The following is a 23,920-nucleotide window of genomic DNA, read 5'->3' on the forward strand; positions in this document are numbered from 1 at the left end:
TATGAGGCAACGCTGCATTTATATGCAGCGTTGTTGTTAAGAATAAGCTTCTATTGAGATAGTTCTGATGGGAGGCACCCATAGCTAATGGTATAGGGATTCATTTGGATTCTTTCGAAATGTTATATATAAATTTAATGCTCCGCCCCACAACACACCACCAGTGAACCCACTTAAAAGACCAAAAAGAAGATTAAAATCAAATGTATATTTCAAATCAGGTTTAACATGGAGAAAAGCAATCAATGTGAATTTGATGACAAAAGTGATAAGAATAAATATCAACGTCAACGGTGTACCAGGCCGAATAATTAAATCCGTTCCCTCTTTGATTTTTAAACGCGGAGCGGCGTGCCAGAGCAACCAGCCAACGCCAACGCCGATCATCAGTCCCACCAACATTGAGACTGCTCCCCAGCGCGGGAACGCCAGCTGGTTAATCACATCGCTTCCGCCCAAAAAAAGAAAGATTAACGGCAATAGAAAAAGGCGGTTAACCTTCATTTCCCTATCTTTCAATGCGCTCATTCCCCTCGTAATGAGAAAAATAAGCAAAGCTCAGACCCATAAAGGGGTTCCGGTTAAAATATTCAACAATGACATATTATGCTCCATAGTGTTTGACTCGATAAAAATATAGCATGATGTTAGGAAAATATTTAGAAAAAAGAATACTAGCACAAATTAAACCCATAGTGACCCACAAAAGCTGGGGGATCCATGAAAAAAAAAAGCCGCTATGAGACTATTGGCAAAAAAGATGATTACCCAAATCCATGGAATATATTTATTGATGAGATAAAATAGGATATGTTTGCGTTTTTCTTCAGAAACACCAGCTCTGGCATAAAATCTGGCATAAAAAATGGTAAAGGGTCTCTTTACCAGCAAGCTCATCAATGAAACCAGAGCAAGTGACAGATAGCAAAAAAACTGTGGGGTAGTTCAGCAAAAGTGTAGACTATCCAGCGAAATAATTAACAAACAGGACAATAATTGTCAGAATGTTAGTCATCATCACTGGTTCTCCCTGTCGGTCAATTTTAATGTTCACAGTAATAATGGACAATAAAATCACAGTTAAGATGAGAGAGCGTTCGATCAAAGTTAAAACGTTTCCATTGATAACCTAGGAGTAAATACTCTACGGAATAAAAGAGATTATTATGTTAAGGTGCACCCTCCTTTTTATATTTGATAGAAAACTTACCGCAAGTGCTTCGTTTTTTAGTTTCCATATGAATATAAAAAACGCCACCTAGTGCACACTCTGTATCCTGTTTAATGGTCAACTGATAGGTATTTCTGAGATAAACTGCTTCAATGAACTTTACCTTTTTCAGCGCAACAGAGGCGATATTTTTCACCCTACCCTGCGTGGACAAAGCCAGAACCAACTCAATCAATAGTGAACTAGGACATACGGCGCGGGAGGGGAAATATTCCTCAAAAAGCAGGTGATGCACATTGAAGGAAAAAGTACAAGAATCTCCGGTTACGGAGGAAATCTTACATAAATCGCCTCGTAATGGAAGAACGAATTTCTCAGAACACGAGCCAGAGAAGCAGACCCTACCGACAATGATGATTGCTTACGCAATAACGGCCCGCCATTGTCGTATGGGCTGGCCTTACAGTGAAGACGGTAGGCCTCATTAATACGTTCAATATGTCCTTCAACACGTAACCGATCACTATCAAAATGGCTGGTAGAGAAAAACTGTTTAACCATAACAGGGAGATCGTGATAAGTGAGATCCGAGTTTTTAACCACCATGGTGACGAATCGAACTGAAAACTGATGCAAGGCTTCGAGTAAAAAGCCCTGTTTCAAATAGTTATGGGCTAAATCCCAGTGAGAAATATCGATTTTCCCGCAAGCCCGCATCGGTGCGATTAAAGTGATACTCTGACATATACCCAAGAAATTTGGCTCGGTGCGATGCTTTATAGCCATGATTGGGGGACCTTTTTATATTTTTCTCTTAAATCCTTTGATGATAAACCGAAAGAATGAGAGCTAAACCGCGCTTGATAGCGCGCGAGAAGTATCGACATACGACAAACGAAAAAAGCCAACAATCCCAGCTCAGGAGCAGCCCGATGTTTGCTCATGATGCTTGCAATTAGAAAATCGACATTGGGTTGCAGTCCTGTATTGTCCGAAATAGATCGCGCAAACGAACTGAAGGGGCGCATAGGCGCCTGAAAGCGTAAAAAAAAGAAATCAGCCCGGACATCCCGTTGCATAATCGGATGACCAAACCCTAGCCAGGGTTTGTCTTTGCAATAATGCGTTACCGCCACCTCAAGATCCCGGCTTCAATCTCATGGAGGACACTAGAAAGTCGCATGATAGCATATTGCAGGCTCCCATATGCGCGGGGCCAGTGGCACAAAACCCACCGATTAGTGCAGAAATGACGTCGCTCTTGGTACTGGACGCGTTACGTCGATGCTAACCTTCTCTATTTTTTGCAGAACAGAAAGCGCGTATCAGGCTTTCTAGCCATACTTAGAGTACACAAAGTTATTCATCACTCTACAACACTTTAAGCGCGCAATTTTATATTTTGTATTAAAGGATTTTTGCTTTCAAAATATACGAACAACATCACACAAAGTAGAATAAACAAGCTGCCCCCAACATTAAACCAAACCTTATCTGTAACCAGCACTGTTGCACCGAAACAGTTAACAATAGCATGGACAAAAAAAGGCGCACACGCATAAAATTTAGAGCGCGTAACAACACCACGATACGCCAAGCATGTATTGAAAATATGCATGAGTATGACGCTCATTAAAGCACACAAAAAAATACTCGCTTGCGTCCAGGAATAAAAAATTACATACTCATTGGCTAATAACCTAGATCGAATAGGCCAGCCATTATAAACAAGGAAAGGCCCTAGCGCCTTATAAACTAATTCGCATAAACCCCAGCCTATGCCAATATTCAGCGGCAAACGCCACAAAAAACTAGGCGAGCACCGATAAAACTTAGTAACTAACCAACGACGCATGGCTTCTTCTGCTACAACAAAAAAAAACGTAAATGTTAAAAATAAAAAAACAAGCGCCAGCCCCTGCTCTGCACGACTCTTGGTTTCAACAATACTCATCATATAAAGCGTTTTTATTACAGATTGCTCCCAAAAAGCAATAAACCCGCCAGCAATGCAGCTAGCAACAAACCATCCCACAGCACCAGCGACAACCAATTTGAACTTCAGAAAATGATGAAACACACATAGAAGAAAAACAACGCCAAACACTTGCAGTAAACGTAAGGCATCAAGTTTATGTTCTGTTTCCGAGTAACGCCATACTAACAGAACAATCACCCCAAAAACTATGCCGCTCAACAGCACATTTATCCAACTAAATGTAGAGCGAAAAAAATTATAAATGACAGCGCCATAAATAAGGCCTGCGAGAAGCGAAGTAATAAATAAAACCAACATTATTATGCCCCCTCATTTACTACAGCGTACCTGCTATTTTTCTTCATGGATAATCTGTCTTGCACAAAATCATAAATTTGCCGCATAAGAGCAAACATAAGAATAGTAGCGATTGTATAATGCCCAATTGCAAGAAGTTCTGGCTCAGCGGCCCGCCATGAAAAGCGCGCCCAAGCCGCCAAGCATTGTAAAAGCAGGATAAGAACAAAAAAACGCCATTTCTTGTCAAGGCAAACCACAAGCATTAAAAAAGTTGATAAAAGATTCAGACCTATAATAAACGTATAATATATTACCGTCTCAAGTAAAGAAAGTAAGGCGTCCCTATCAAGACTAAAAACCCCTTTTAGGATTTTCACAGTTTCTGGTAGAGATGTAAGCAGTGCAAGCCCTATAGAAGCCCCCCAAATCCCCATTCCCACGCCCAGTGCTGCCTCTACACCATTGCCATTATCCTCTGGCACCCAATGAGAGAGCAAAAAAAACTGCATAATCGCCATGCCTATAGGGAATAGAGTAACAGCAAAAACAATATTAGGCGTACTATAAGCAGAAAAATCAAAAATCAAACTGCCTATCATACGCATAAACTCGTATAGAAAAAAAATCAAAAGCACATAACAACCAGCGCTTGACCCAATAATCGCCTTCGTGCCTTTAAACGCTTTAACCAAAGAGAGTAACCAGCGGTACCCCAATATAAGCGAAAGCGCCAAAACATAATAAGGAAAATAACTCGCAGCGCCATAAACATAAAGAAAAACAAGACACAAAACAACGAGCAAGAAAACCAAACGTTCAACCAATGTTTTTTTCTTCATCAAAGGAAAAATAATCAGCACCAGACAAAAAACGGCGCCGATAACAGATAATGTCAATTTGTCAAGCATTATTGTAAGCCTCAGAAATAGAATTTATTAATATTGCATAGCCTGAAGAAATGTCAAACATAGACAAAAGACCAACCGCAAAATGAATTACAAAAGGCAGATAGAAATAGGCCTTGCGCTTATTTTGGAAACCAAGATACATAAAGCGCGTATTTACAACATGCATCAATACAATCATGCCCGCGGCAATAAGATAGCTGATCGCTTGTGGACAAGATTCAAATGCGACATAGCCCACCATTTGTGGCGCCCTATCAACACGGTAATTCAAGTAAAGAAAAAGAGCTGGGAGGGTCTTATAGCATAAGTCTAGAACACCCCAGCCCAGCCCGAAATAAAGGACCTCACGCGCAGCTAATTCTGGCTTATATACGCGAAGCAACCACAAACGCAAAAGCTCCGCAGTTAAAACTGATATCAAAAGGATAAAAAAGGGATGGTCTGCAGCAACCAAACTCATGTAATGCACCACCTGCTGCTGGCTATTATTAGCAGCAGACAAAGCAGGCAATGGCAACAAAGAGCTCAAATATACAAAACCTGCCCCAATACACAAGGCAGCAACTGCACCACAGAATCTAAGAACTAAATATTTATATAAGTAGTGCTCGTACAGAATTAAAAGCATGGCAAGATAACATACCAAAAGCAAAGATAAGTCTGGAAGCCCACTTTCACTATGTGGATAAGCGAAGATGATAGCGCAGGAAAGGCCAGCTAGCCCCCCAAAAATGACGCGCTCGCCCAACAAGCCATTGTTTTTAAGGAAACGAGGGCTGGAACTTATCCCAAAACTAAGCAGCATTCCAAAAATTAAGTCAGACATATAATTTCCTTAAAGCGCCTTGCCCTCCCAAGCATACCAAGATATTATTGCCGGAGAAAAACTCCCTGCTAAGAGGCTGATAGTGTACCCCTTAGCAAAGCCTTTACCTTGTTAAAAAAGCCAGGTCAAACAACAATTTCATCACTTAGAGCGAGCACAATCCCAACCAGCTTTAGCAATATCCGCAGCTGCGCCACGGGACCCCGCCTACTATTGCTCCAGAAACTGCCCCTCCTGGGTTGGCTGCTCTAGGCTTTAGGATAACCCAAAGAACTATAGCCTCCTGTCTTCTCACTTAGTTTTCCTTTTAAACGGGTTAATCACGCTAAGCTTCACACTCTTTGATTTAATGTAACGCACGTACACATAAACAACATACATCAAACAAATCCAATTTATAACCATTCCATAGTTATCGTCTGTATGAACAAACGCTACAGAATAAGAAACAAAGAGGCTAAAAAACAGCTCAGCAAGAACATCAAGGACCAACCAATAATATTTCTTTGTAGTAACAAAGAGAACCATCAAAAATGTCAAAAAAACCTGGCCCGTTAGAATAGCAAAACCAAGCACCGCATAATCAAACATTTTTTTCACTGCCTCCCTGTTTGCAAAACCTATCTGTTGATAGATTTCTCGAAGGTCTGATAAAAGCAGTGATGACACAAAAAAGACGCCTATGGCAAACCCACAGCCAATGCAAATGCTTAAATCTAGCATTGACATAGATTTTTCCTTCAAAGCTTTAGCAATTAGGACATAGCGAGCCCCCTCTATCATCAACGGAATAATGAAAAGCAGATAAATATAGCTCGAAAGCTGCAGATCAAAAAAATCTAACAGAACGTCATCACTCATAACAATAAAACCAGCTGCGATGAAAAAAATGGGGCAACTTGCGATAATGGATAAACTAAAGCACTTTATATTGTTTACTATATTGGGTATAAATTCAATGCAAAAAGAAAGAAAGAACATAATTATAATAATAGGAGGAGATGTTATCGGCACACCGACTATATACTCAAAGACATACACGAGGGGAGGAGTAACCAATGCCGCCACTATGAATGCAACCATGCTCCCCTTGTATAACATGCTTTTTCCATTAATAGCAATAGTTTTGAAGAATAGATACATGCCAAACCACAGACAAAAATAAGCGAGCACTAAACCAAACGCGCCCATAGATCCTCCTGTGCAATATTCCAAACATAAAGGTGGCACCTTTTACAGTACCACCGTTCTAGGCTTTAGGATAACTCAAAGAACTACATCAAAAGTGCATCAACATCCTACCTGAATTAGCAATAGATTGACCCAAAAACTGTGTGCCACACTGAGCAGCAGCCACACCATAACCAGTATAACCGCCTATGGTGCCTCCGAATCGATCGCCTACACTTAACCCCAAGCTTGCTGCGGACATGCCAATATTAGGATTACGCGTTACCACTCCTACGCCAATACCACCCACAAGGCCAACCCCAGCACCATACTTGCTACCAAACGCAGTACCAGAGTTATATTTGCTACTAAAATTATCGGCACTGCAATAATCGCGCGAACGACTTGAACTTCCCATTTATTTTCTCCAATTTAGTTTATAAATAAATCCCCCAAGCTTACTTATGTCCCCGCGCCAGAATGGCTTACCCATAATTAACCACCGAAACACCCCTGGAGATATGAATGCATTTTCATGCAAGTTTGCATTTATAATATATAGTTGACAAAATCAAGGGCATTGTGTCAAAAATATAGGATATTTTAGTAAATTTATGCTTACTTATTTTATGTGTTTAAACTTAATGGTTTATATTATGAGCAATAATAATGAAAGTCGGATAAGATTCTCTTGGTTTACAAAATATACTAAAAGTATATAAATATACTGATAGAGATATTTATTGTTGCAATTGCAATCAGAAGCATAGATTTAGTTAACCCGTTTATATTTCAAGCGATTATTGATCATATCATTCCGTTTTGGGCAAAATTTGAGAAAAATCATCCGCGCAAGGTCTCTGCTCCGTGACGGCTCAAAGGCAAAAAAGGCCAATAACTGTGGCTTTTAACCACAGCAAAAACCGCACTAAATAAGAATTAGAAAAGTTATAACAAGATAAATGGTACGGTTGGTGGGATTTGAACCTACGACCTCTGGTGCCACAAACCAGCGCTCTAACCAGCTGAGCTACAACCGCCTAAAAATAAATGTATCATAACTGTTTACTATTTCATAAACACTTATTCCTTGTCTGTGTCACATAAGGAAGATCAAAAGAGTTTGCAAGCCCCTTTAAAAAAATCTTGCATTTTTTATCAAAAAAAGAATTCCTTTACAAAGGAAGAGCACGCTTTGCCCAATATTCAACATTGTGATCACGATAAGCTCTTATATTTTCAACCTCATCTTGCTGTATCAGTTGCAAAATTTCTTTTAGAATCGCTATAATGAGGTTAGGCCCTTCATAGACCATTCCACTGTATAATTGGATCAGATCTGCACCAGCTTTGATTTTTTCCAAAGCCGTTTGCGCATCTTTTACACCACCAACGCCAATGATTGCAATCTCCTTCCCTAATTTTTGTCGCATTTTTGCAAGCACAATAGTAGAGCGCTCAAAGAGTGGGCGTCCAGAAAGCCCCCCCTCCTCACCACTTAGTAGACTATTTTTAAGTCCTTGTCGTGAAAGCGTAGTATTGGAAACAATGAGACCATCAAAATCAGAAAGCTTCATTTCTTCAGCGATATCATCCAATTCTTTTTCTGATAAATCAGGTGCAATTTTTAAAAAAATGGGAACAGAAAATCCATACTTTTTCTTTTGTTCATTACGCGCCTGCGAAATCGCATTCATCAAAAAATGTAAACTATCACGAGCCTGTAAAGTACGTAAACCTGGTGTGTTAGGCGAAGAAATATTAACTGTGAAATAATCAGAAATATCATAAAAATGAGCAATACCAGAAGTATAATCGCTAGTCTTATCAACCGTATCCTTATTGGCACCAATATTTATTCCTACAATACCCGTCTTTTTATACGTGCGAAGTCTATCGTAAACAATTTTATGCCCATCATTATTAAAACCCATTCTATTAATAATCGCTTCATCTTCTTTTAAACGAAAAAGCCGCGGTTTAGGGTTTCCCGTTTGGGGCTTTGGTGTAACTGTACCAATTTCAGTAAAGCCAAATCCTAAGCGAAAAATAGCCTCAACAACCTCTGCATTCTTATCAAACCCCGCAGCAAGACCGATAAAATTTTCAAATTCAAGACCCGCAACAGTCACACACAAACGCTTATCAAAAACCTTTTGACAACTGCTCAATCCACTTTTTAGCGCGATAATCGCTAAATGGTGCGCGTGTTCTGGATCCAACGAAAATAAAGCGGAACGACCAATACAACGAAAAAAACTCATCAATCCTTCTCCAAAATAAAACTAATCCGCCACACCTCACGTAAATCTTTTAATATAAAAAAATTATCAATAAAGATAGCATATCACCTCAATAAAAACGCCTCCCCTTCTACAAGAAAATTTATTATATCTTCGCCATTTACATTTATTTTTACATGCACCGAGCAGAAAACGAGCCGTTTGGTCTTTGAAAAAACTTCCTTACCCTTTCAAAATTGTTCAAATATTAAAATCTATAAGAAGAAAAACAAGAATCCCATACAATAGATATCTTTTTTCAATATGTTATCATAAAAAATTTTGTACCACTTTTATAAAGCAAAAACGGTTTCCTATTTGTAATGAAAAAAGAAAATAAAGCTTTCTACTAAAAACTCTCCAGCATTTTGAATTCCATGAGATATTTTTAATTTTAAAGTCAAACAGAACCTCTGTGTTAGACCTTCTAACATGCTAAAATACTCTTGGACAAGAATTTTAATCTTTGTAATATAATCTTAGCAACAAAATAAAAACCGCCCTTTTCTTTTCTATCGAAAGCGGTAATTAAAACTGTCGTATATCTTTTATATGAAGGGGAAGATGCAATGCTTAAAGAATTCAAGGAATTTGCCCTAAAAGGTAATATGATTGATCTTGCAATCGGTGTGATTATAGGAGGAGCTTTTGGTAGCTTAGTCAATTCAATTGTCAATGATATTTTTATGCCTATCATTGGACTTATTACAGGTGGAATCGACTTTTCTAACATGTTTATCCAACTTGCCGGTGAAAAACAAGCTACATTAAGTGCTGCTAAAGCAGCCGGAGCAACCATTAGCTACGGCAACTTTATAACTTTACTTATCAATTTTCTCATTATTGCTTGGGTCCTTTTCCTATTTGTTAAAGGTATGAATAAAATGCGCCGAAAAGAAGAAGAAGAGGGAAATTCAAAAAAAATGTCTCCAGAAGAACAGCTTCTGTCAGAAATTAGAGATCTTTTGGCCAAGAAAAAATAATTTTATTCGTGACTCTCCTCATGGAACACAGGAAAAAACATTTCTACAGTTGTTCCATGATTGGGTTTTGAAAATAATAAAAATTGACCACCACTTTCTTCTATCATTGCCTTACACATTGGGAGTCCTAAACCAGTCCCCATAAAGGCGCTGTCACCAGATCGTCCGTCTTTGCGCTTTACCTGACCATAAGGTTCTAATGCCTGCATAATCTCTTCATCACTCATTCCTATACCGTTATCACTCACTGAAATCTTGACACGTTCTTTTTTTCCATAAGAAACATGAACAATAATTTGCCCGCCCGATGGTGTAAAACGAATGGCATTGGAAAGAAGATTCCATATAATTTGCCGAAATGTCTGTTGTGATACACCAATAAATGGCACATGAACTGGAGCAGCAATACGCATGATAACGCCATTATGATTAGCCTGTGTTTCAAGAAAAGCCATACTAGAACGCAAACAAGCTATCACATCAAATGCTTCAGCTGTAAGGAGCGTTTTATTTTGGTTATTTAAACCAGAATAATTTGCTTTTGAGCATTCTAATAACTGATTAACCAGTGATAATATATGTTTTCCAGATGAGATAATATCACATAAATAGCCGCGATAACGCTCATTGTCTATCGTACCGAAACGGCCATCCCTCATAATTTCGGCAAAACCAATGAGAGCATTTAAAGGTGTTCGCATTTCATGAACAATTCCAACCCTTTCATTCTCTTCTGCCTTTGTATCTACTGGTAGAATTCCTCCTGTCATATTATTCACTATAACAGCATAATTGTCTTGCCGTGCTAAAGGTACAATCGTTATAGAAACCGTTATATTTTTTTGACTTTTTGTCACTAACTCAAGTGTCGCCCCACCATTAAAAATCTGATATTTTCCTTTCATACGGATTAATTTAAAATACTTTTCAATCAAAGAACAACTTTGCAAAGTAAATAATGATGATAATGGCTGTGACAACAATTCATTGATCTCATAACCGGTCAATGTCAAAGCATTACTGCTGACTGCTTGAATAAAACCCTGTCCATCCAACCAAAACATGCCATCAGTCGCTGTATCCAGTAATGATAAAACAACTGCTGGTTCTTTTATGAGCGCTTGTTCTATTGTATTTTCCGGCAAATCCTGTGCATTTGATAAAGGCTCTATCGTTTTTTTACCGAAATGCTCACATCCTAAAGATGAATGCAATTCTCCACGCAATCGCTGTGCAATTTCATGAAAAGCTGAACGCTCTATCTCCGAAAGGCTTGATTTTTTTACCTCCAAGTTTTCATCTTTTTTCTCTTTTTCTTGCATCTTTAAAACACCAAAACCATGAAATCCTTCACACTACCCTCTTTCATCAAAAATTGGCACAGCAAATAATTCAACTTTGAGTCATTTGGGATAATCATTAAAAGTCTACTGAACGGCCTATTTTCTCCAAAGTAAAAATGCTTCAATAAAACCGCTTATATTTGATATCATTCATCATTAAATCTACTGGTAAGTCTATCAAAATTAGATCTAAAAATAGAAAACCATAAAAGTCTAAAAGTTTTAGATAATTCTTTTGAAATATCTCCAAATCAACCATTTTTATCCATTTTCCAAGTAAAACCGTTGTAGAAAAATTTCTAGCATAAAATGAAAAAGTGCCTCTTTATTCTCCAATTGATTTGATTTTAATGGCATGCAAAAAATACTGATTTTATTTCAAGAATACCAACCTATGTAAACACACTGCTATGAGTAAAATTAGTTCGACTGTCATCTTACTATCAGTCGTCTATAGCGGAAATTTGACCGTTTCACCAAAAACAGAAAAATGAGAAGAAGCCCTCAAAACCATCGCATATTCATCAATTATTGCAACAGACATTGTTGTATCATCCAAGCTAGCGACAAAAGAAATCTCTTCTTTCAGAGAATCTTCCAATAAAAAGCCTTGCCTAAACCAATAATATCAATAGAAACTATAAAAATTCAATGGTATGCTTTTAAACCATCTAATGCAATAAAACTTGCACTTCTAGCACCCTTCCAATATCTTGCGATATTTCATTTCGTCTAAAAAAAACTCTCGTTTCTTATGTCCACTACAGAAGAAAAGCTATAAAATACGTCCCAATTCTATTGAACCAAAGAGCACTTCTATAATCAGAGAAAAGAACAAAAGCCATCTGTCCTCATTTGAAGTTTTTTTAATTTCTTTACATTTAAGATAAACTAAAAATGTAAAAAACATTTTCATCCCTTCTTTATATCATCTTATTTTATGTACCGGTAGTTTCAATAAAAAATATCGCTTTTATTTTGTAAGTCTCCACTCATATTTTTAATATTTCATTTCAAAAAACGCAGAAAAACACCTGCTCTCATGAACTAACGAAAGCTTTAATCATTCACATAATGATCATTAGACATTTTTAATCACGCATTTTAAAAATTGTCTTGCTTATTATACTCAGTGACTAGAATTTCACGTTTTCCAACATGATTAGCAGCTCCAACAATACCTCTTTCTTCCATGCGCTCCACGAGAGAAGCAGCCTTATTATAACCGATTGAAAGCCGACGCTGAATATAAGATGTTGAGCATTTTTTATCACGTATAACAAGCTTTACAGCCTGCCTATAGAGTTCTTCGCCATCTTCACCAAGATTTTCTTCCTTAGAAACTTCAGAACCTGAATCAGCAACCCCACCCTCTTTGTTATCGTCTTCACTTACTGTTACTGTTGCTAAATATTCAGGTTTTCCTTGCATTTTAAGATGTGCAACTATGGATTCAACTTCTTCGTCAGAGACAAAAGGGCCATGAACGCGTACAATACGGCCACCACCTGCCATATGAAGCATATCCCCTTGACCCAAAAGTGTTTCAGCACCTTGTTCTCCTAGAATTGTGCGACTATCTATTTTCGATGTTACCTGAAAAGAAATACGAGTAGGAAAGTTTGCTTTAATCGTACCAGTGATGACATCAACAGAAGGGCGCTGGGTAGCCATAATAAGGTGAATGCCTGCTGCACGAGCCATTTGCGCTAAACGCTGAATGGCATTTTCAATTTCTTTACCTGCTACCATCATGAGGTCAGCCATCTCATCAACAATCACAACAATATAAGGAAGCTGTGTTAAATCCATCGCTTCTTCATGATAAAGCATTTCTCCACTTTCTTTATCAAAACCCGACTGTACAGTGCACATGATCGTTTCGCCTTTTTGTGCCGCAAGGGCAACGCGTGCATTAAAACCATCAATATTGCGTACACCTAACTTAGCCATTTTACGGTAACGTTCTTCCATTTCACGAACCGCCCATTTTAAAGCTGTTACAGCTTTTTGGGGATCAGTTACCACAGGTGTTAAAAGATGTGGAATGCCATCATAAACAGAGAGTTCTAACATTTTAGGGTCAACCATGATTAAACGGCATTGTTTAGGAGTCATGCGATAAAGAATCGATAAAATCATTGTATTAATCGCAACCGATTTTCCCGATCCTGTTGTTCCTGCAACCAATAAATGAGGCATTTTTGCTAATTCTGCAATGACAGGCTCACCATTAATCCCCTTCCCCAAAGCAAGAGCAAGTTTAAATTGGCTTTCACGAAAAGAACTTGTTTGGATTAATTCTCGTAAATAAACCGTTTCACGAACCGCATTTGGCAACTCAATCCCAATAACATTCCGTCCAGGAATAACAGCAACGCGTGTAGAAATAGCAGACATAGAACGCGCAATATCATCAGAGAGATTAATAACCCGTGATGATTTCACTCCAGCAGCAGGTTCAAATTCATACATTGTCACCACGGGCCCTGGATGAACGTGAATAATTTCACCTTTAATGCCAAAATCTTCCAAAACACTTTCCAAGAGTCCAGCACCACGCTCCAATGTTTCCTGTGGAATCAGCGTTCCTTCATGCAGAACAGGTTCCTGTAATAAATTTATCGGAGGAAATTCATAAGGAGCATCATCAAAAGATTGAGTCTTTGACGTAAAAGTAGAATCATAATTGTATAAAGATGCGTTAGTCGATCGAAAAACTTTTCCTTTTGATTGCATTACAGAAAAATCTTTTGAATTTTTGGCAATACTTTCTGTTGCACAATCGGCAACACTATTAGTATTTTGTCTTTTTATAGGGCCCTCAATGTTGATTAACCTCTCAGCAGAATCCTCAACAATAAGATCGGAATGACACTTTTGATTCTCTTTAACTGTATCATTCTTTGCATGTTTCAAATGAGAAATCTTCTCCGCTGGTGTTTCTGATGTAATGGAATCGTAAAATTGTGGAAAGCGGTATTCAAGAACACGGTAGAGAGCCGTAATGGACTCATCAAAAGTAGAAGTCGCATCGAGAGGAATCTCATGACTCATGCAACCAATCGATGTTGCATCCTCTCTTGAAATTTTAGCATCAACCTGTTCTAATAGAAAGGATCCACACTCAAAAAATGCGTCATCAGAAAGATGAAAAACAGGCGTTGTTTTTTGCTCAACATTTTCTACTTGTAATTTATGCTTTTCTGCTTCCTCCTCAAGCGGCTTCCTAACAGCTTGTCGTGATAATTCTTTCAAAACAGTTGCATGACAAACAGACGCTTTATTTGCTATCGATTGTGAATTAATGACCCTTTTTGTTGGGATGGAATTTTTTGTATCCTTATTATGTATAATATTTGTGAGATTGTTTCGCTCTTTCTTCGTAAAAACTCTAAACTGCTTTGCAAAAACTGGATCTGACTCAATACGACGACGTAAAATCTCAACCTCTGGTGTTCGCGTAAAGCGCACATTTTGTCCGAGAGTGAATGCCTTTTTCCATACTTCCGGATAAGGAAATATCTCCGTAATCTTCGTAGATAACTTCCCTTCTGAGACACTTTGTGTACTCTCATCAGAAGAAGACGTTGAAATAGATTTTGTTTTCAAATTATGCATGGTATCCAACAAACTTATAGCAATGGAAAAAATACTTCTTCAAAAAGAATGCGTAGAGCCTACAGGATGAAGGTTAATAACCCTTTGCTAACTGTCATTTTTTAACAAAAAATAATGCTGTCATTTCTTTCATTGAGATTTTTTCGACAAATACTGGATAAATTGTAAAATCATGATCAATACAATTGTGCATCATTTTTCGTGAAAAAAAACTCCATGATAAAAAATTATGGAAAAATTGCCCATACTTCTCTTTCCTTCCCATTTTTTAAAAAGGATTAAGACAAATAATGCACGCCGTTCGCATAAGAAGTGCTCTTTAAATTTTACAGCCTTGTTGTTATAAAACAAACGCGTTTTTACCTTTGATAAGATTATCCTTGTTATTCTTGTTTAAAAAGGCTCAAATAGAACGAAACTTAATAATACAAAAATAGAAAAAATAGGGAGCGTATCATGTTTAACAAACGGAAATTTTATATCAATGGACAATGGGATGATCCAAGCACTCCTCATGATTTCCATGTCATTGATCCATCAACAGAAGAAGCTTGTGCTGTCATTAGCCTTGCCAATACAAAAGACGCAGATAAAGCGATTAACGCTGCTAAAGAAGCTTTTCAAACCTGGAAAACAACTCTGCCTCGTGAACGTCTTAACTTCGTTGAAAAAATTTTAGAAATCTACGAAAAACGCTCAGAAGAGATGGCAAAAACCATTTCAATGGAAATGGGAGCACCGATCGATATGGCACTCAATGCGCAAACAGCAACTGGTAGTTCCCATATTCGCAACTTTATTAAAGCCTATAAAGAGTTTTCATTTCAAGACATTTTAATAGAAGGAAATGAACAGGCAATTCTTCATTATGACCCTATCGGTGTTGTAGGATTGATTACTCCATGGAATTGGCCTATGAACCAAGTAACACTTAAAGTTATCCCTGCTCTCTTAGCTGGCTGCACTATGGTGTTAAAACCCTCTGAAATTGCTCCTCTTTCTGCTATGCTCTTTGCTGAAATTTTAGATGAGGCTGCTTTACCTGCCGGCGTTTTTAATTTAATCAATGGTGATGGTGTCAATGTTGGCTCTTATCTCTCTGCTCATCCACAGCTAGAAATGATTAGCTTTACCGGATCAACGAGAGCGGGGAAAGATATTTCTAAAAATGCTAGCAATACTTTAAAACGAGTCTGTCTGGAACTGGGAGGTAAAGGAGCTAATATCATCTTTGCCGATGCTGACACAGAAGCTGTTCAACGTGGTGTACGACACTGCTTTTATAACAGTGGACAAAGCTGTAATGCACCAACACGTATGCTTGTAGAACAAGCTCTCTATGAAAAAGCTATTCAAACAGCCAAAAATATTGCTGAACAAACAAAAGTGGGGCCAAGTCATCAAGCAGGAAATCATATTGGCCCAGTCGTTTCAAAACAACAATATGAAAAAATTCAAGATCTTATCCAATCTGGAATTGATGAAGGTGCAACTCTTGTCGCAGGCGGAATTGGTTTACCAGTAGGAATGGAGCGCGGTTATTATGTACGCCCAACAGTCTTTGCCGATGTAAAACCTCACATGCGTATTTTCCGAGAAGAAATCTTTGGTCCAGTCCTCTCGATTCTTCCCTTTAACACAGAAGATGAAGCCGTCGCTTTGGCTAATGATACAGAATATGGTCTTACAAACTATATACAGTCTCAAGATCGTAGCAAATGTCGTCGTATTGCGGCACAAGTCCGCTCTGGTATGGTAGAAGTTAACGGATATGGATTACCGAGTGGGAGTTACTTTGGAGGCGTAAAATTTTCTGGACGAGCTCGTGAAGGTGGTGATTGGGGAATTAAAGAGTTTCTTGATACGAAAGCAATTTCATATTGGTAAAGGATAATATTATAGCTTAATAGGAATTGTATGATAACACAGCAAATAACGGATGAAAGTGCTCTTGGGCAACGACTTGATCAGTGGCTTGCGAAAAAATATCATAATACGCTGTCACGCTCACGCTTGCAAACTCTCATCCGTGAAGGCTATCTTAAAATTGATGATCAATTAATAAAGGAGCCAAAAACAAAATTAAAACCCAATCAAATTATAGAATTGAAAATGCCACTCCTTCGTGATGCAGAACCTAGCGGTGAAGCCATTGCATTGGACATTCTTTTTGAAGATGATCATGTTATTGTCATTAATAAACCTGCTGGACTTGTTGTTCATCCTGGCAATGGTAATTGGACCGGAACATTGGTTAATGCCCTTCTCTATCACTGTGGTAATAGTTTATCTGGTATCGGCGGTGTTAAGCGCCCTGGTATTGTTCATCGTCTTGATAAGAACACAACTGGAATCATGGTTGTCGCTAAAAATGATCTTGCTCATAAAAGCCTGAGTATCCAATTTTCTGATCATGGACGTAACAGTGCATTAGATCGGCGCTATCACGCTTTGATTTGGGGATCTCCTCGTCGTAATATTTCGACAATTGATGCATCCCTTGGCCGTTCCCCTCATAATCGAATAAAACAAGCTGTCATCCATAATAGAAACACCCATACACGCCATGCTGTTACACATTTTTCTCTCCTTGAAAAATATCAAACCTCCACAGATACAACACCTTTTGCAAGTCTTCTGGAATGTCGTCTGGAAACTGGACGGACTCATCAAATTCGTGTTCATATGGCTTATATTGGACACCCCCTTATAGGTGATACTGTTTATGGAAACGCTTTTAAAACAAAATCGAATACGCTTAGTCCCATCATTAAGAATGCAATCGATCAATTTAACCGACAAGCACTCCATGCTGCTAGCCTTACTTTTGAACACCCTGCGACAGGTCAAATTATGTCTTTTTCTTCACCTCTCCCTCAAGATATGGCTGAACTTATTAAGAATTTTAAAAAATAAATTGAAACTTTTAGCCTTTTCAAGATTTCACAATAAAATATCTCTTTTTGAACAAAATTGAAAATTATGCTAGAATAAGGTTAGATGAATATTTATAATATCTGCAAATAGAATTTGCCTTATCAGGGAATTTATACAAAAGGAGGGTGCTTTATGGCCCATGTGAATGTGTTATCCGTGACGACAGGTGACGGAGGATTGAATCGTTACCTAGAAGAAGTGCGTCGTTTTCCAATGCTTGAGCCAAAAGAAGAATATATGTTGGCTCAACGTTATCGTGAACATAATGATCTAAAAGCCGCACATAGATTGGTAACGAGTCATTTGCGTCTCGTAGCCAAAATTGCAATGGGCTATCGCGGCTACGGACTGCCTATTGGAGAAGTTATTTCAGAAGGCAATGTTGGACTTATGCAAGCTGTTAAACGTTTCGACCCAGAACGTGGTTTTCGTCTTGCGACCTATGCAATATGGTGGATTAAAGCATCAATCCAAGAATATGTCTTGAGATCTTGGAGTTTGGTGAAAATGGGAACAACCGCTAATCAAAAGCGTTTGTTTTTCAATCTTCGTAAATTAAAAAGCAGGCTTCAAGCACTTGATAGTGGCGATCTTAATGCGGAACACGTAAAAGAAATTGCAACGAAGTTGAATGTGTCAGAAGATGAAGTTATTTCAATGAATCGCCGACTTGGTGGTGATACTTCACTCAATGCACCTCTCCGCACAAAAGAAGGTGAAAACGGTGAATGGCAAGATTGGTTGGTGGATGACTCCAACAATCAAGAGCAGATTTTAATTGAACAAAGTGAATTGCAAAATCGCCGTTCTATGCTCACAAATGCTATGGATAATCTGAATGAACGTGAAAGACGCATATTCAAAGCACGTCGTTTAAGCGATAAACCTTTGACACTAGAAGAACTCTCCAGTGAATTTAATATCAGTCGAGAACGTGTAAGACAAATCGAAATGCGTGCATTTGAAAAAGTACAAAATTTCATCAAATCTTCTGTTTTATCCGAAAGTCAAATATAAAACTTTAAAGATCAAGTGTAAACTCGATTGCTTGTGCATTCTTAAAAGTAAGCAGGAGCAAAGTGTATTTGCTCTCTATTCTTAAATTGAAATACAAAGCCCTTTTGATGGAAAAAATTCATTGTGGCTCTTTGTCTGCTAATACATTGATGCTTTATTTTTCTGTCCAAGAATTGTTCGCTTATCTGGTTGCGTAAGCCATTGCCCAATAACTTCATTAAAAACAGACTTACCTTTTAGCCCTTTTGCAAAGGTTAATTCGCTTATTCGTCCCTTTTTATCAGTTAACACTAAACGTACCCAATCCAATTCTCGCATCAATTGTAAATTTCGATCAAGAAATGGTTGATTGCCACTCAAAGCAACAAGAAAGAGATTATCATCAATCTTTGCTGCAATAGCCCTTGTTAAAGCCTGTCCAATGGATTGTTCACTTGCTTTAAAAGTGAATGCTTGAACATTACTTATAGCTTGACCTGAAAAATTATCAGAAGGAATAAAAATAAGATCCATAATATATGCAGCAGGAAAAGAGACCTCAGTATTACGACGTAAAATTAACCGTAATGATAACCCTTCATCTGGAATTGTTATATCACCTTGTATAGTTGGTTCTTCTAAAGTACCCTTCTCACGAAATTCCTTTATAAGTGTCCAATGAACACTCCCTGTTGCTACTTTTTCTGCATCATAATTTGTACGTGCTTGATAAAAAACAGCTTCACCTCGTTGTTCAAACGATTGGAAATTACTGGAAACAACTGTTGAAGTTCCTTCTTTATTAGAAGAATCTGCTGCTTGATCTAAGCCAACATCAACTTCTCTCCCATCCTCTAATAAGCGTTTCGTTAATTTTTGGTTAACCGCAAGTGCCTTTGATAACGGATGAGAAATTTGCTGATTTTCCTCAGAAAGCTGATAGTCATCTAATACAAAAATACGGCGACCAACAAAACAAACTCCAATAGTTAAGACGACAAGACTAGCAATAACAGCAGTACTTATCACAATACGTTTTTGCATTGAGGACCGATTAGCACGACGCATGGCTTGAGAAAAAATATGCGAAACAATGTATGGATTATCCGCTTCCGAAGAAGAAGCTAAATAAGTTTCCATCTTGACAGGCTCTGCGTCTGGTGTAACGGACACACTAAGTTTATCAAGCACTTTGTTATCCTTTGAACTTGTAACAAAAACCTGCTTTTCTTGTGTTTCTACCTCTAAAAACGCATTATCTTGCTGCAAAATAGAACTTTGCGTGTACTTGTCAACTTTAGTGCTATTTATAGGATTCCCTTCAAGACCTGAAGAAAGTAAATTCTTTTCAAGAGCTAAATATTCTTCTTCAACAGTTGCAATAGCACTCTGCAAAATCTTCCTTTGCCCATCTGCTATGGCTTGTGGTGCTTTTGCTGCTACAAATTGATGTTCTAGTGTTTCGATAGCCCGCTTATAAATCCGTTGACGCACTTGCTGTGTAACATTACTTTGCGCATTAATCGCCCTTTTTAAGATTCCAACGAAATCTACCATATCCTCTATAATCTTTCTCAAACTGAGAAAAAAGATCCCAGTTATAAGGCCAAAAATGGCTTTATTCTAGCCTTTTAAATTGATTGTCATTTATATACGATACAACTATCCTAACAGTTTAAAACGAATATGAAAAATAAACAATGCTATTTTGTGCCTTTCTCTTATACACTCTCAAGCCTCTCGTCATAGAAAAGCACAAAGAATTAAATTTAGAATTTATACAGCAATTTTAAACATAATGATTAATTTTTAAAAGGATCAGTAATCAAAATCGTATCTTCACGCTCAGGGCTAGTCGATAATAAAGCTATGCTTGTCTTGGTCAGTTTTTCAATATAACGTATATACTTAATAGCTTGAACTGGTAAATCCTCCCAGCTTAACGCACGTGCTGTTGTATCCTTCCAACCTTCTAATGTTTCATAAATGGGCTTCACACGAGCTTGTGCTCTCATAGAAGAGGGTAAATAATCAATTCCTTTACCATCAAGCTCATAACCAATACAGATTTTAATTTCATCCAAGCCATCTAAAACATCAAGTTTTGTCAGTGCTATTCCCTGCACCCCACAAATCGTTACCATCTGACGTACTAAAACTGCATCAAACCAACCACAGCGACGTTTTCGACCCGTTACAACGCCAAACTCACGTCCTCGCATTCCAAGAAATTCGCCAATATTATTTATTTGCTCTGTCGGAAATGGTCCTTCTCCAACACGTGTTGTATAAGCTTTTGCAATACCCAAAACATAATGAATCGCGCTAGGTCCCATCCCTGAACCAGTGCATGCCTGTCCAGCAACTGTATTGGATGACGTCACATAAGGATAAGTCCCAAAATCATTATCTAATAAAGCACCTTGCGCCCCCTCAAAAAGAACATGCTTTCCCATCCGATAACTTTCATCTAAAAGGCGCCACGTACAATCCATAAAGGGTAAAATTTCATCTGCTACTTGCATCAACTCATCATAAAGCGCCTGAGAATCAATCTCTGCAACATCCATCCCACGACGCAAAGCATTATGATGTCCCAAAAGGCGTTCGATCTTGGCCATAAGCGTTTCAGCTTCCGCTAAATCCATTACACGAATAGCACGACGCCCTACTTTATCTTCATAAGCTGGTCCAATACCACGCTTCGTCGTACCAATTTTTAAACCAGACAAACCGCTTTCACGCATTGCATCAAGATCACGATGCAAAGAGAGAATTAACGGAGCATTTTCAGCAATACGTAAAATTTCTGGTGTAATTTTTATACCCTGATCACGCAGTTTTTTTAATTCTGCTACAAAATGATGGGGATCAACGACAACACCATTACCGATAATTGATAACTTTCCACGAACTAAACCAGATGGTAAAAGCGATAATTTATAACTAATTCCATCAACAACCAATGTGTGACCTGCATTATGCCCCCCCTGATATCTTACCACGATATCTGCACGCTCAGACAACCAATCTACAATTTTACCTTTACCTTCATCTCCCCATTGTGTACCGACAACTACTACATTGGCCATAACTTTCTCCGTCGTGTTTTGTCAAATAAAACCAGCATTCAAAAACAAATGTCTCTTTATAACGAAACCTTAGAGCAAGTGCGACTCTTCATTTCAGCTTTTTCTAATCTTAGTCATTAAATTTTCAAATTCATGATAATAAAGGTAAAAATATCAAGATATATCTTCATTTTAAATCTATTATTTTTGCCGCAAAAGGTAGAAATATTTAAAGATTTTGGTTGTTTCCTTAACCAATACCTGACAAATCACTCACACTCCTCTCATGATCTTTTGTAATCTGTACGATATTTGCAAATTGTTTATCTGTCACAAGAATACGAAAGGTCATCATTCCCTTTCGTATTTTTTTGAAAAAACACAGTATAAAATTCGCCAATAATGACTTAAAGACGAGCTTTTTCAACCTGAAATGCCCATTCAAGCCATTGTGTTAAAACTTCCAGATCAGAAGCCTCAATTGTTATACCTGTCCAAATTCGAATTCCTGGAGGTGCATCTCGATAAGAGCCAATATCATAAGCTACCCCTTCTTCATCAAGACGATTCACGACCGCCTTTATAAAAGACACCCGCTTTTCAGTATTCAAAGAAGTAATAACTGGGTCAACAATATCTAAACAAACAGATGTATTAGAACGTACCTGAGGATCTTTTGCCAAATATTCTAACCACGGTGTTTTGCGAACAAAAGCGTCGAGTACAGCAAAATTTTTCTCAACGCGCGCCATCAATGCGCGCAAACCACCCTGCGCCTTTGCCCACCTCAACCCATCAAGAAAATCCTCAACACAGAGCAGAGAGGGCGTATTGATGGTCACACCTCTAAAAATATTTTCAGTCAATTTTCCATCTTTTGTCATACAAAAAATTTGCGGCATAGGCCAAGATGGAACATAGCTCTCAAGTCGCTCAACAGCACGAGGACTTAAAATCACCATACCATGTGCAGCCTCTCCTCCAAGAACTTTTTGCCATGAAAAAGTAACAACATCTAATTTTGAAAAATCAAGATTTTGAGCAAAAGCTGCTGATGTTGCATCACAAATTGTTAACCCTGTTCTCGTATTTGGAATGAAATCGGCATTAGGAATACGGACACCTGAAGTGGTTCCATTCCATGTAAAAACAACATCACGATCAAAATCAATTTGTGTTAAGTCTGGTAGCTCACCATAAGGAGCTTTAAAAAGGCGCACATCAGAAAGCTTTAATTGCTCAACAACATCTGCAATCCACCCCAATCCAAAACTTTCCCACGCTGCCATATCAACGCCACGCTCACCTAATAAAGACCATAGAGACATCTCAACAGCTCCAGTATCTGAAGCAGGCACAATTCCTATACGATAATTAGAAGGCACTTCAAGAATCTCACGGGTTAAATCAACGACTTCAGCAAGTCTTAATTCTGCTTCTCTCGATCGATGTGAACGCCCAACTAATGCATTTTTAAGGACTTCAATAGTCCAGCCAGGTCGTTTACTACAAGGACCTGAAGAAAAATTAGGATTATTTGGCCGACAATTTGGTTTTTGCAACATTATCATTATTACTCCCCTTTTAGATGATGGCTTGCCTTTCTTTAAAGAAAAGCTAATCTTATAAAGACTGTGCCAATAAGTCCCCTTAAACAAAGATCAAAAACATTTCTATTTATTTCGTAAGCTTAAAACACACGGAAATCTTATGAAGAATATTTCTCTCAATTATATTTCTAGATTCATTCTTTAGAAAGATTTCCTTGTGCTATCACCACGATAAGACAACATTCTGATGAGAGTACACTAACGTATCGCAATATACCTATCAAGTTGATTTTACGAAAAGAGCAGTTATAATTTCTAGAATACGGAAATAAACTTATAAAAAATCAATTATTTTTCTTTTGATGACTGGACAGAGAAAATTTTAATGTTATAACCGCACACGTTTCATATGTTTTGTGAAATGTGCCCAGATAGCTCAGTTGGTAGAGCAGCGGACTGAAAATCCGCGTGTCCGTGGTTCGAATCCGCGTCTGGGCACCATTTTATTTCTTTAATACATTGAAATATGTAATCTTTTTCTTAAAAGGACAAACTTTAGTCCACCTTTTATATAAGTTGACCTAAATTATTGCTATTTTCTAGGTAATTTTTTTAAGCGTAAATGCTAATATCTCTTTCTTTCTCCATCTCACTGACCTCTCCGCTTAAGGTAGAGGAAAAAATACCCTGAATCAGCCAATTACGGATATTTATTGTCAAAAAGCTAAAAATCTGTGCACATTCACATGTTGTTACATATCAATCGTTATCATCAAATATCATC

Annotated in this window: 19 protein-coding genes, 2 tRNA genes and 1 pseudogene; 5 read left to right on the forward strand and 17 right to left on the reverse strand. The window is 37.9% G+C overall.

All coding sequences use genetic code 11. The features are described 5' to 3' along the window. Positions 1-84: 84 nt before the first annotated feature. The 10 genes from AC0QT1_RS01925 to AC0QT1_RS01970 all read right to left on the reverse strand — a co-directional run bounded on the left by AC0QT1_RS01925 (position 85) and on the right by AC0QT1_RS01970 (position 8,617). Complete coding sequence (locus AC0QT1_RS01925) at positions 85-528, reverse strand: hypothetical protein (protein ID WP_473201533.1); 444 nt, start codon at positions 526-528, stop codon at positions 85-87. A 967-nt stretch (positions 529-1,495) separates the two neighbouring features. Then, complete coding sequence (locus AC0QT1_RS01930) at positions 1,496-1,957, reverse strand: hypothetical protein (RefSeq protein ID WP_473200168.1); 462 nt, start codon at positions 1,955-1,957, stop codon at positions 1,496-1,498. Beyond that, on the reverse strand, positions 1,948-2,307 hold the full coding sequence (locus AC0QT1_RS01935; RefSeq protein WP_473200167.1) for a hypothetical protein: 360 nt from the start codon (positions 2,305-2,307) through the stop codon (positions 1,948-1,950). Before AC0QT1_RS01935 ends, AC0QT1_RS01930 begins: the two co-directional genes overlap by 10 nt. Before the next feature lie 245 nt (positions 2,308-2,552). After that, the gene (locus tag AC0QT1_RS01940) at positions 2,553-3,467 is read right to left on the reverse strand and encodes a hypothetical protein (protein WP_473200166.1); all 915 of its coding nucleotides are present in this window, start codon (positions 3,465-3,467) and stop codon (positions 2,553-2,555) included. 2 nt (positions 3,468-3,469) lie between these two features. Next, entirely contained in the window at positions 3,470-4,357 is an 888-nt protein-coding gene (locus tag AC0QT1_RS01945) for a hypothetical protein (RefSeq protein WP_473200165.1), read from the reverse strand. Then, a complete protein-coding gene (locus tag AC0QT1_RS01950; protein WP_473200164.1) occupies positions 4,350-5,183 on the reverse strand; it encodes a hypothetical protein in 834 nt (277 codons plus the stop codon). Before AC0QT1_RS01950 ends, AC0QT1_RS01945 begins: the two co-directional genes overlap by 8 nt. A 291-nt stretch (positions 5,184-5,474) precedes the next feature. Beyond that, on the reverse strand, positions 5,475-6,374 hold the full coding sequence (locus AC0QT1_RS01955; protein ID WP_473200163.1) for a hypothetical protein: 900 nt from the start codon (positions 6,372-6,374) through the stop codon (positions 5,475-5,477). Positions 6,375-6,462: 88 nt separating this feature from the next. Beyond that, a complete protein-coding gene (locus AC0QT1_RS01960) occupies positions 6,463-6,771 on the reverse strand; it encodes a hypothetical protein (protein ID WP_473201534.1) in 309 nt (102 codons plus the stop codon). A gap of 545 nt (positions 6,772-7,316) precedes the next feature. Then, positions 7,317-7,393 (reverse strand) — tRNA-His (locus tag AC0QT1_RS01965). A 135-nt stretch (positions 7,394-7,528) separates the two neighbouring features. Then, positions 7,529-8,617, reverse strand: a complete 1,089-nt coding sequence (locus tag AC0QT1_RS01970) for a quinone-dependent dihydroorotate dehydrogenase (RefSeq protein WP_473201535.1) — start codon at positions 8,615-8,617, stop codon at positions 7,529-7,531. A 587-nt stretch (positions 8,618-9,204) separates the two neighbouring features. Here AC0QT1_RS01970 and mscL point away from each other — a divergent pair. After that, entirely contained in the window at positions 9,205-9,618 is a 414-nt protein-coding gene (mscL, locus tag AC0QT1_RS01975; protein WP_473200160.1) for a large conductance mechanosensitive channel protein MscL, read from the forward strand. Between the two features lie 2 nt (positions 9,619-9,620). Here mscL and AC0QT1_RS01980 read toward each other — a convergent pair whose 3' ends face one another. The 3 genes from AC0QT1_RS01980 to AC0QT1_RS01990 form a co-directional block, all read right to left on the reverse strand. Continuing rightward, the gene (locus AC0QT1_RS01980; RefSeq protein ID WP_473201536.1) at positions 9,621-10,940 is read right to left on the reverse strand and encodes a PAS domain-containing sensor histidine kinase; all 1,320 of its coding nucleotides are present in this window, start codon (positions 10,938-10,940) and stop codon (positions 9,621-9,623) included. A gap of 472 nt (positions 10,941-11,412) precedes the next feature. Then, entirely contained in the window at positions 11,413-11,562 is a 150-nt protein-coding gene (locus AC0QT1_RS01985) for a hypothetical protein (protein WP_473200158.1), read from the reverse strand. A gap of 503 nt (positions 11,563-12,065) precedes the next feature. Then, positions 12,066-14,582 carry a DNA translocase FtsK gene (locus AC0QT1_RS01990; protein ID WP_473201537.1) on the reverse strand — a complete coding sequence of 839 codons (2,517 nt, stop codon included), beginning with the start codon at positions 14,580-14,582 and terminating at the stop codon, positions 12,066-12,068. A gap of 456 nt (positions 14,583-15,038) precedes the next feature. Between AC0QT1_RS01990 and AC0QT1_RS01995 the strand changes: the two genes are divergently transcribed. The 3 genes from AC0QT1_RS01995 to rpoH all read left to right on the forward strand — a co-directional run bounded on the left by AC0QT1_RS01995 (position 15,039) and on the right by rpoH (position 18,536). Further along, positions 15,039-16,469, forward strand: coding sequence for an aldehyde dehydrogenase family protein (locus tag AC0QT1_RS01995; RefSeq protein ID WP_473201538.1), 1,431 nt, complete (start codon positions 15,039-15,041; stop codon positions 16,467-16,469). Positions 16,470-16,499: 30 nt separating this feature from the next. Beyond that, positions 16,500-17,498, forward strand: a complete 999-nt coding sequence (locus AC0QT1_RS02000) for an RluA family pseudouridine synthase (RefSeq protein WP_473201539.1) — start codon at positions 16,500-16,502, stop codon at positions 17,496-17,498. 153 nt (positions 17,499-17,651) lie between these two features. Further along, positions 17,652-18,536: an RNA polymerase sigma factor RpoH gene (gene rpoH, locus AC0QT1_RS02005; RefSeq protein WP_473200154.1), complete on the forward strand. Its 885-nt coding sequence runs from the start codon at positions 17,652-17,654 to the stop codon at positions 18,534-18,536. A 138-nt stretch (positions 18,537-18,674) separates the two neighbouring features. Here rpoH and AC0QT1_RS02010 read toward each other — a convergent pair whose 3' ends face one another. The 3 genes from AC0QT1_RS02010 to AC0QT1_RS02020 form a co-directional block, all read right to left on the reverse strand. Beyond that, positions 18,675-20,072: a hypothetical protein gene (locus AC0QT1_RS02010; RefSeq protein WP_473201540.1), complete on the reverse strand. Its 1,398-nt coding sequence runs from the start codon at positions 20,070-20,072 to the stop codon at positions 18,675-18,677. A gap of 245 nt (positions 20,073-20,317) precedes the next feature. After that, positions 20,318-21,607: an adenylosuccinate synthase gene (locus AC0QT1_RS02015; protein ID WP_473200152.1), complete on the reverse strand. Its 1,290-nt coding sequence runs from the start codon at positions 21,605-21,607 to the stop codon at positions 20,318-20,320. A gap of 386 nt (positions 21,608-21,993) precedes the next feature. Then, a complete protein-coding gene (locus AC0QT1_RS02020) occupies positions 21,994-23,157 on the reverse strand; it encodes a phosphoserine transaminase (protein ID WP_473200151.1) in 1,164 nt (387 codons plus the stop codon). Between the two features lie 404 nt (positions 23,158-23,561). On the opposite strand from AC0QT1_RS02020, the gene AC0QT1_RS02025 reads away from it, so the two are divergent. Then, positions 23,562-23,637, forward strand: a tRNA-Phe gene (locus AC0QT1_RS02025). A 98-nt stretch (positions 23,638-23,735) separates the two neighbouring features. Here the strand turns inward: AC0QT1_RS02025 and AC0QT1_RS02030 are convergent. Beyond that, positions 23,736-23,919: pseudogene (locus tag AC0QT1_RS02030) on the reverse strand (helix-turn-helix transcriptional regulator). Position 23,920: the final 1 nt, after the last annotated feature.

The sequence above is a fragment of the Bartonella sp. P12B genome, assembly GCF_055796185.1.

Bases quoted from the DNA above. Each gene is read 5' to 3' on its own strand.
- AC0QT1_RS01925 (WP_473201533.1), bottom strand. From the start codon at position 528: ATGAGCGCATTGAAAGATAGGGAAATGAAGGTTAACCGCCTTTTTCTA.
- AC0QT1_RS01930 (WP_473200168.1), bottom strand. From the start codon at position 1,957: ATGGCTATAAAGCATCGCACCGAGCCAAATTTCTTGGGTATATGTCAG.
- AC0QT1_RS01940 (WP_473200166.1), bottom strand. From the start codon at position 3,467: ATGTTGGTTTTATTTATTACTTCGCTTCTCGCAGGCCTTATTTATGGC.
- AC0QT1_RS01945 (WP_473200165.1), bottom strand. From the start codon at position 4,357: ATGCTTGACAAATTGACATTATCTGTTATCGGCGCCGTTTTTTGTCTG.
- AC0QT1_RS01950 (WP_473200164.1), bottom strand. From the start codon at position 5,183: ATGTCTGACTTAATTTTTGGAATGCTGCTTAGTTTTGGGATAAGTTCC.
- AC0QT1_RS01955 (WP_473200163.1), bottom strand. From the start codon at position 6,374: ATGGGCGCGTTTGGTTTAGTGCTCGCTTATTTTTGTCTGTGGTTTGGC.
- AC0QT1_RS01960 (WP_473201534.1), bottom strand. From the start codon at position 6,771: ATGGGAAGTTCAAGTCGTTCGCGCGATTATTGCAGTGCCGATAATTTT.
- AC0QT1_RS01970 (WP_473201535.1), bottom strand. From the start codon at position 8,617: ATGAGTTTTTTTCGTTGTATTGGTCGTTCCGCTTTATTTTCGTTGGAT.
- mscL (WP_473200160.1), top strand. From the start codon at position 9,205: ATGCTTAAAGAATTCAAGGAATTTGCCCTAAAAGGTAATATGATTGAT.
- AC0QT1_RS01980 (WP_473201536.1), bottom strand. From the start codon at position 10,940: ATGCAAGAAAAAGAGAAAAAAGATGAAAACTTGGAGGTAAAAAAATCA.
- AC0QT1_RS01990 (WP_473201537.1), bottom strand. From the start codon at position 14,582: ATGCATAATTTGAAAACAAAATCTATTTCAACGTCTTCTTCTGATGAG.
- AC0QT1_RS01995 (WP_473201538.1), top strand. From the start codon at position 15,039: ATGTTTAACAAACGGAAATTTTATATCAATGGACAATGGGATGATCCA.
- AC0QT1_RS02000 (WP_473201539.1), top strand. From the start codon at position 16,500: ATGATAACACAGCAAATAACGGATGAAAGTGCTCTTGGGCAACGACTT.
- rpoH (WP_473200154.1), top strand. From the start codon at position 17,652: ATGGCCCATGTGAATGTGTTATCCGTGACGACAGGTGACGGAGGATTG.
- AC0QT1_RS02010 (WP_473201540.1), bottom strand. From the start codon at position 20,072: ATGGTAGATTTCGTTGGAATCTTAAAAAGGGCGATTAATGCGCAAAGT.
- AC0QT1_RS02015 (WP_473200152.1), bottom strand. From the start codon at position 21,607: ATGGCCAATGTAGTAGTTGTCGGTACACAATGGGGAGATGAAGGTAAA.
- AC0QT1_RS02020 (WP_473200151.1), bottom strand. From the start codon at position 23,157: ATGATAATGTTGCAAAAACCAAATTGTCGGCCAAATAATCCTAATTTT.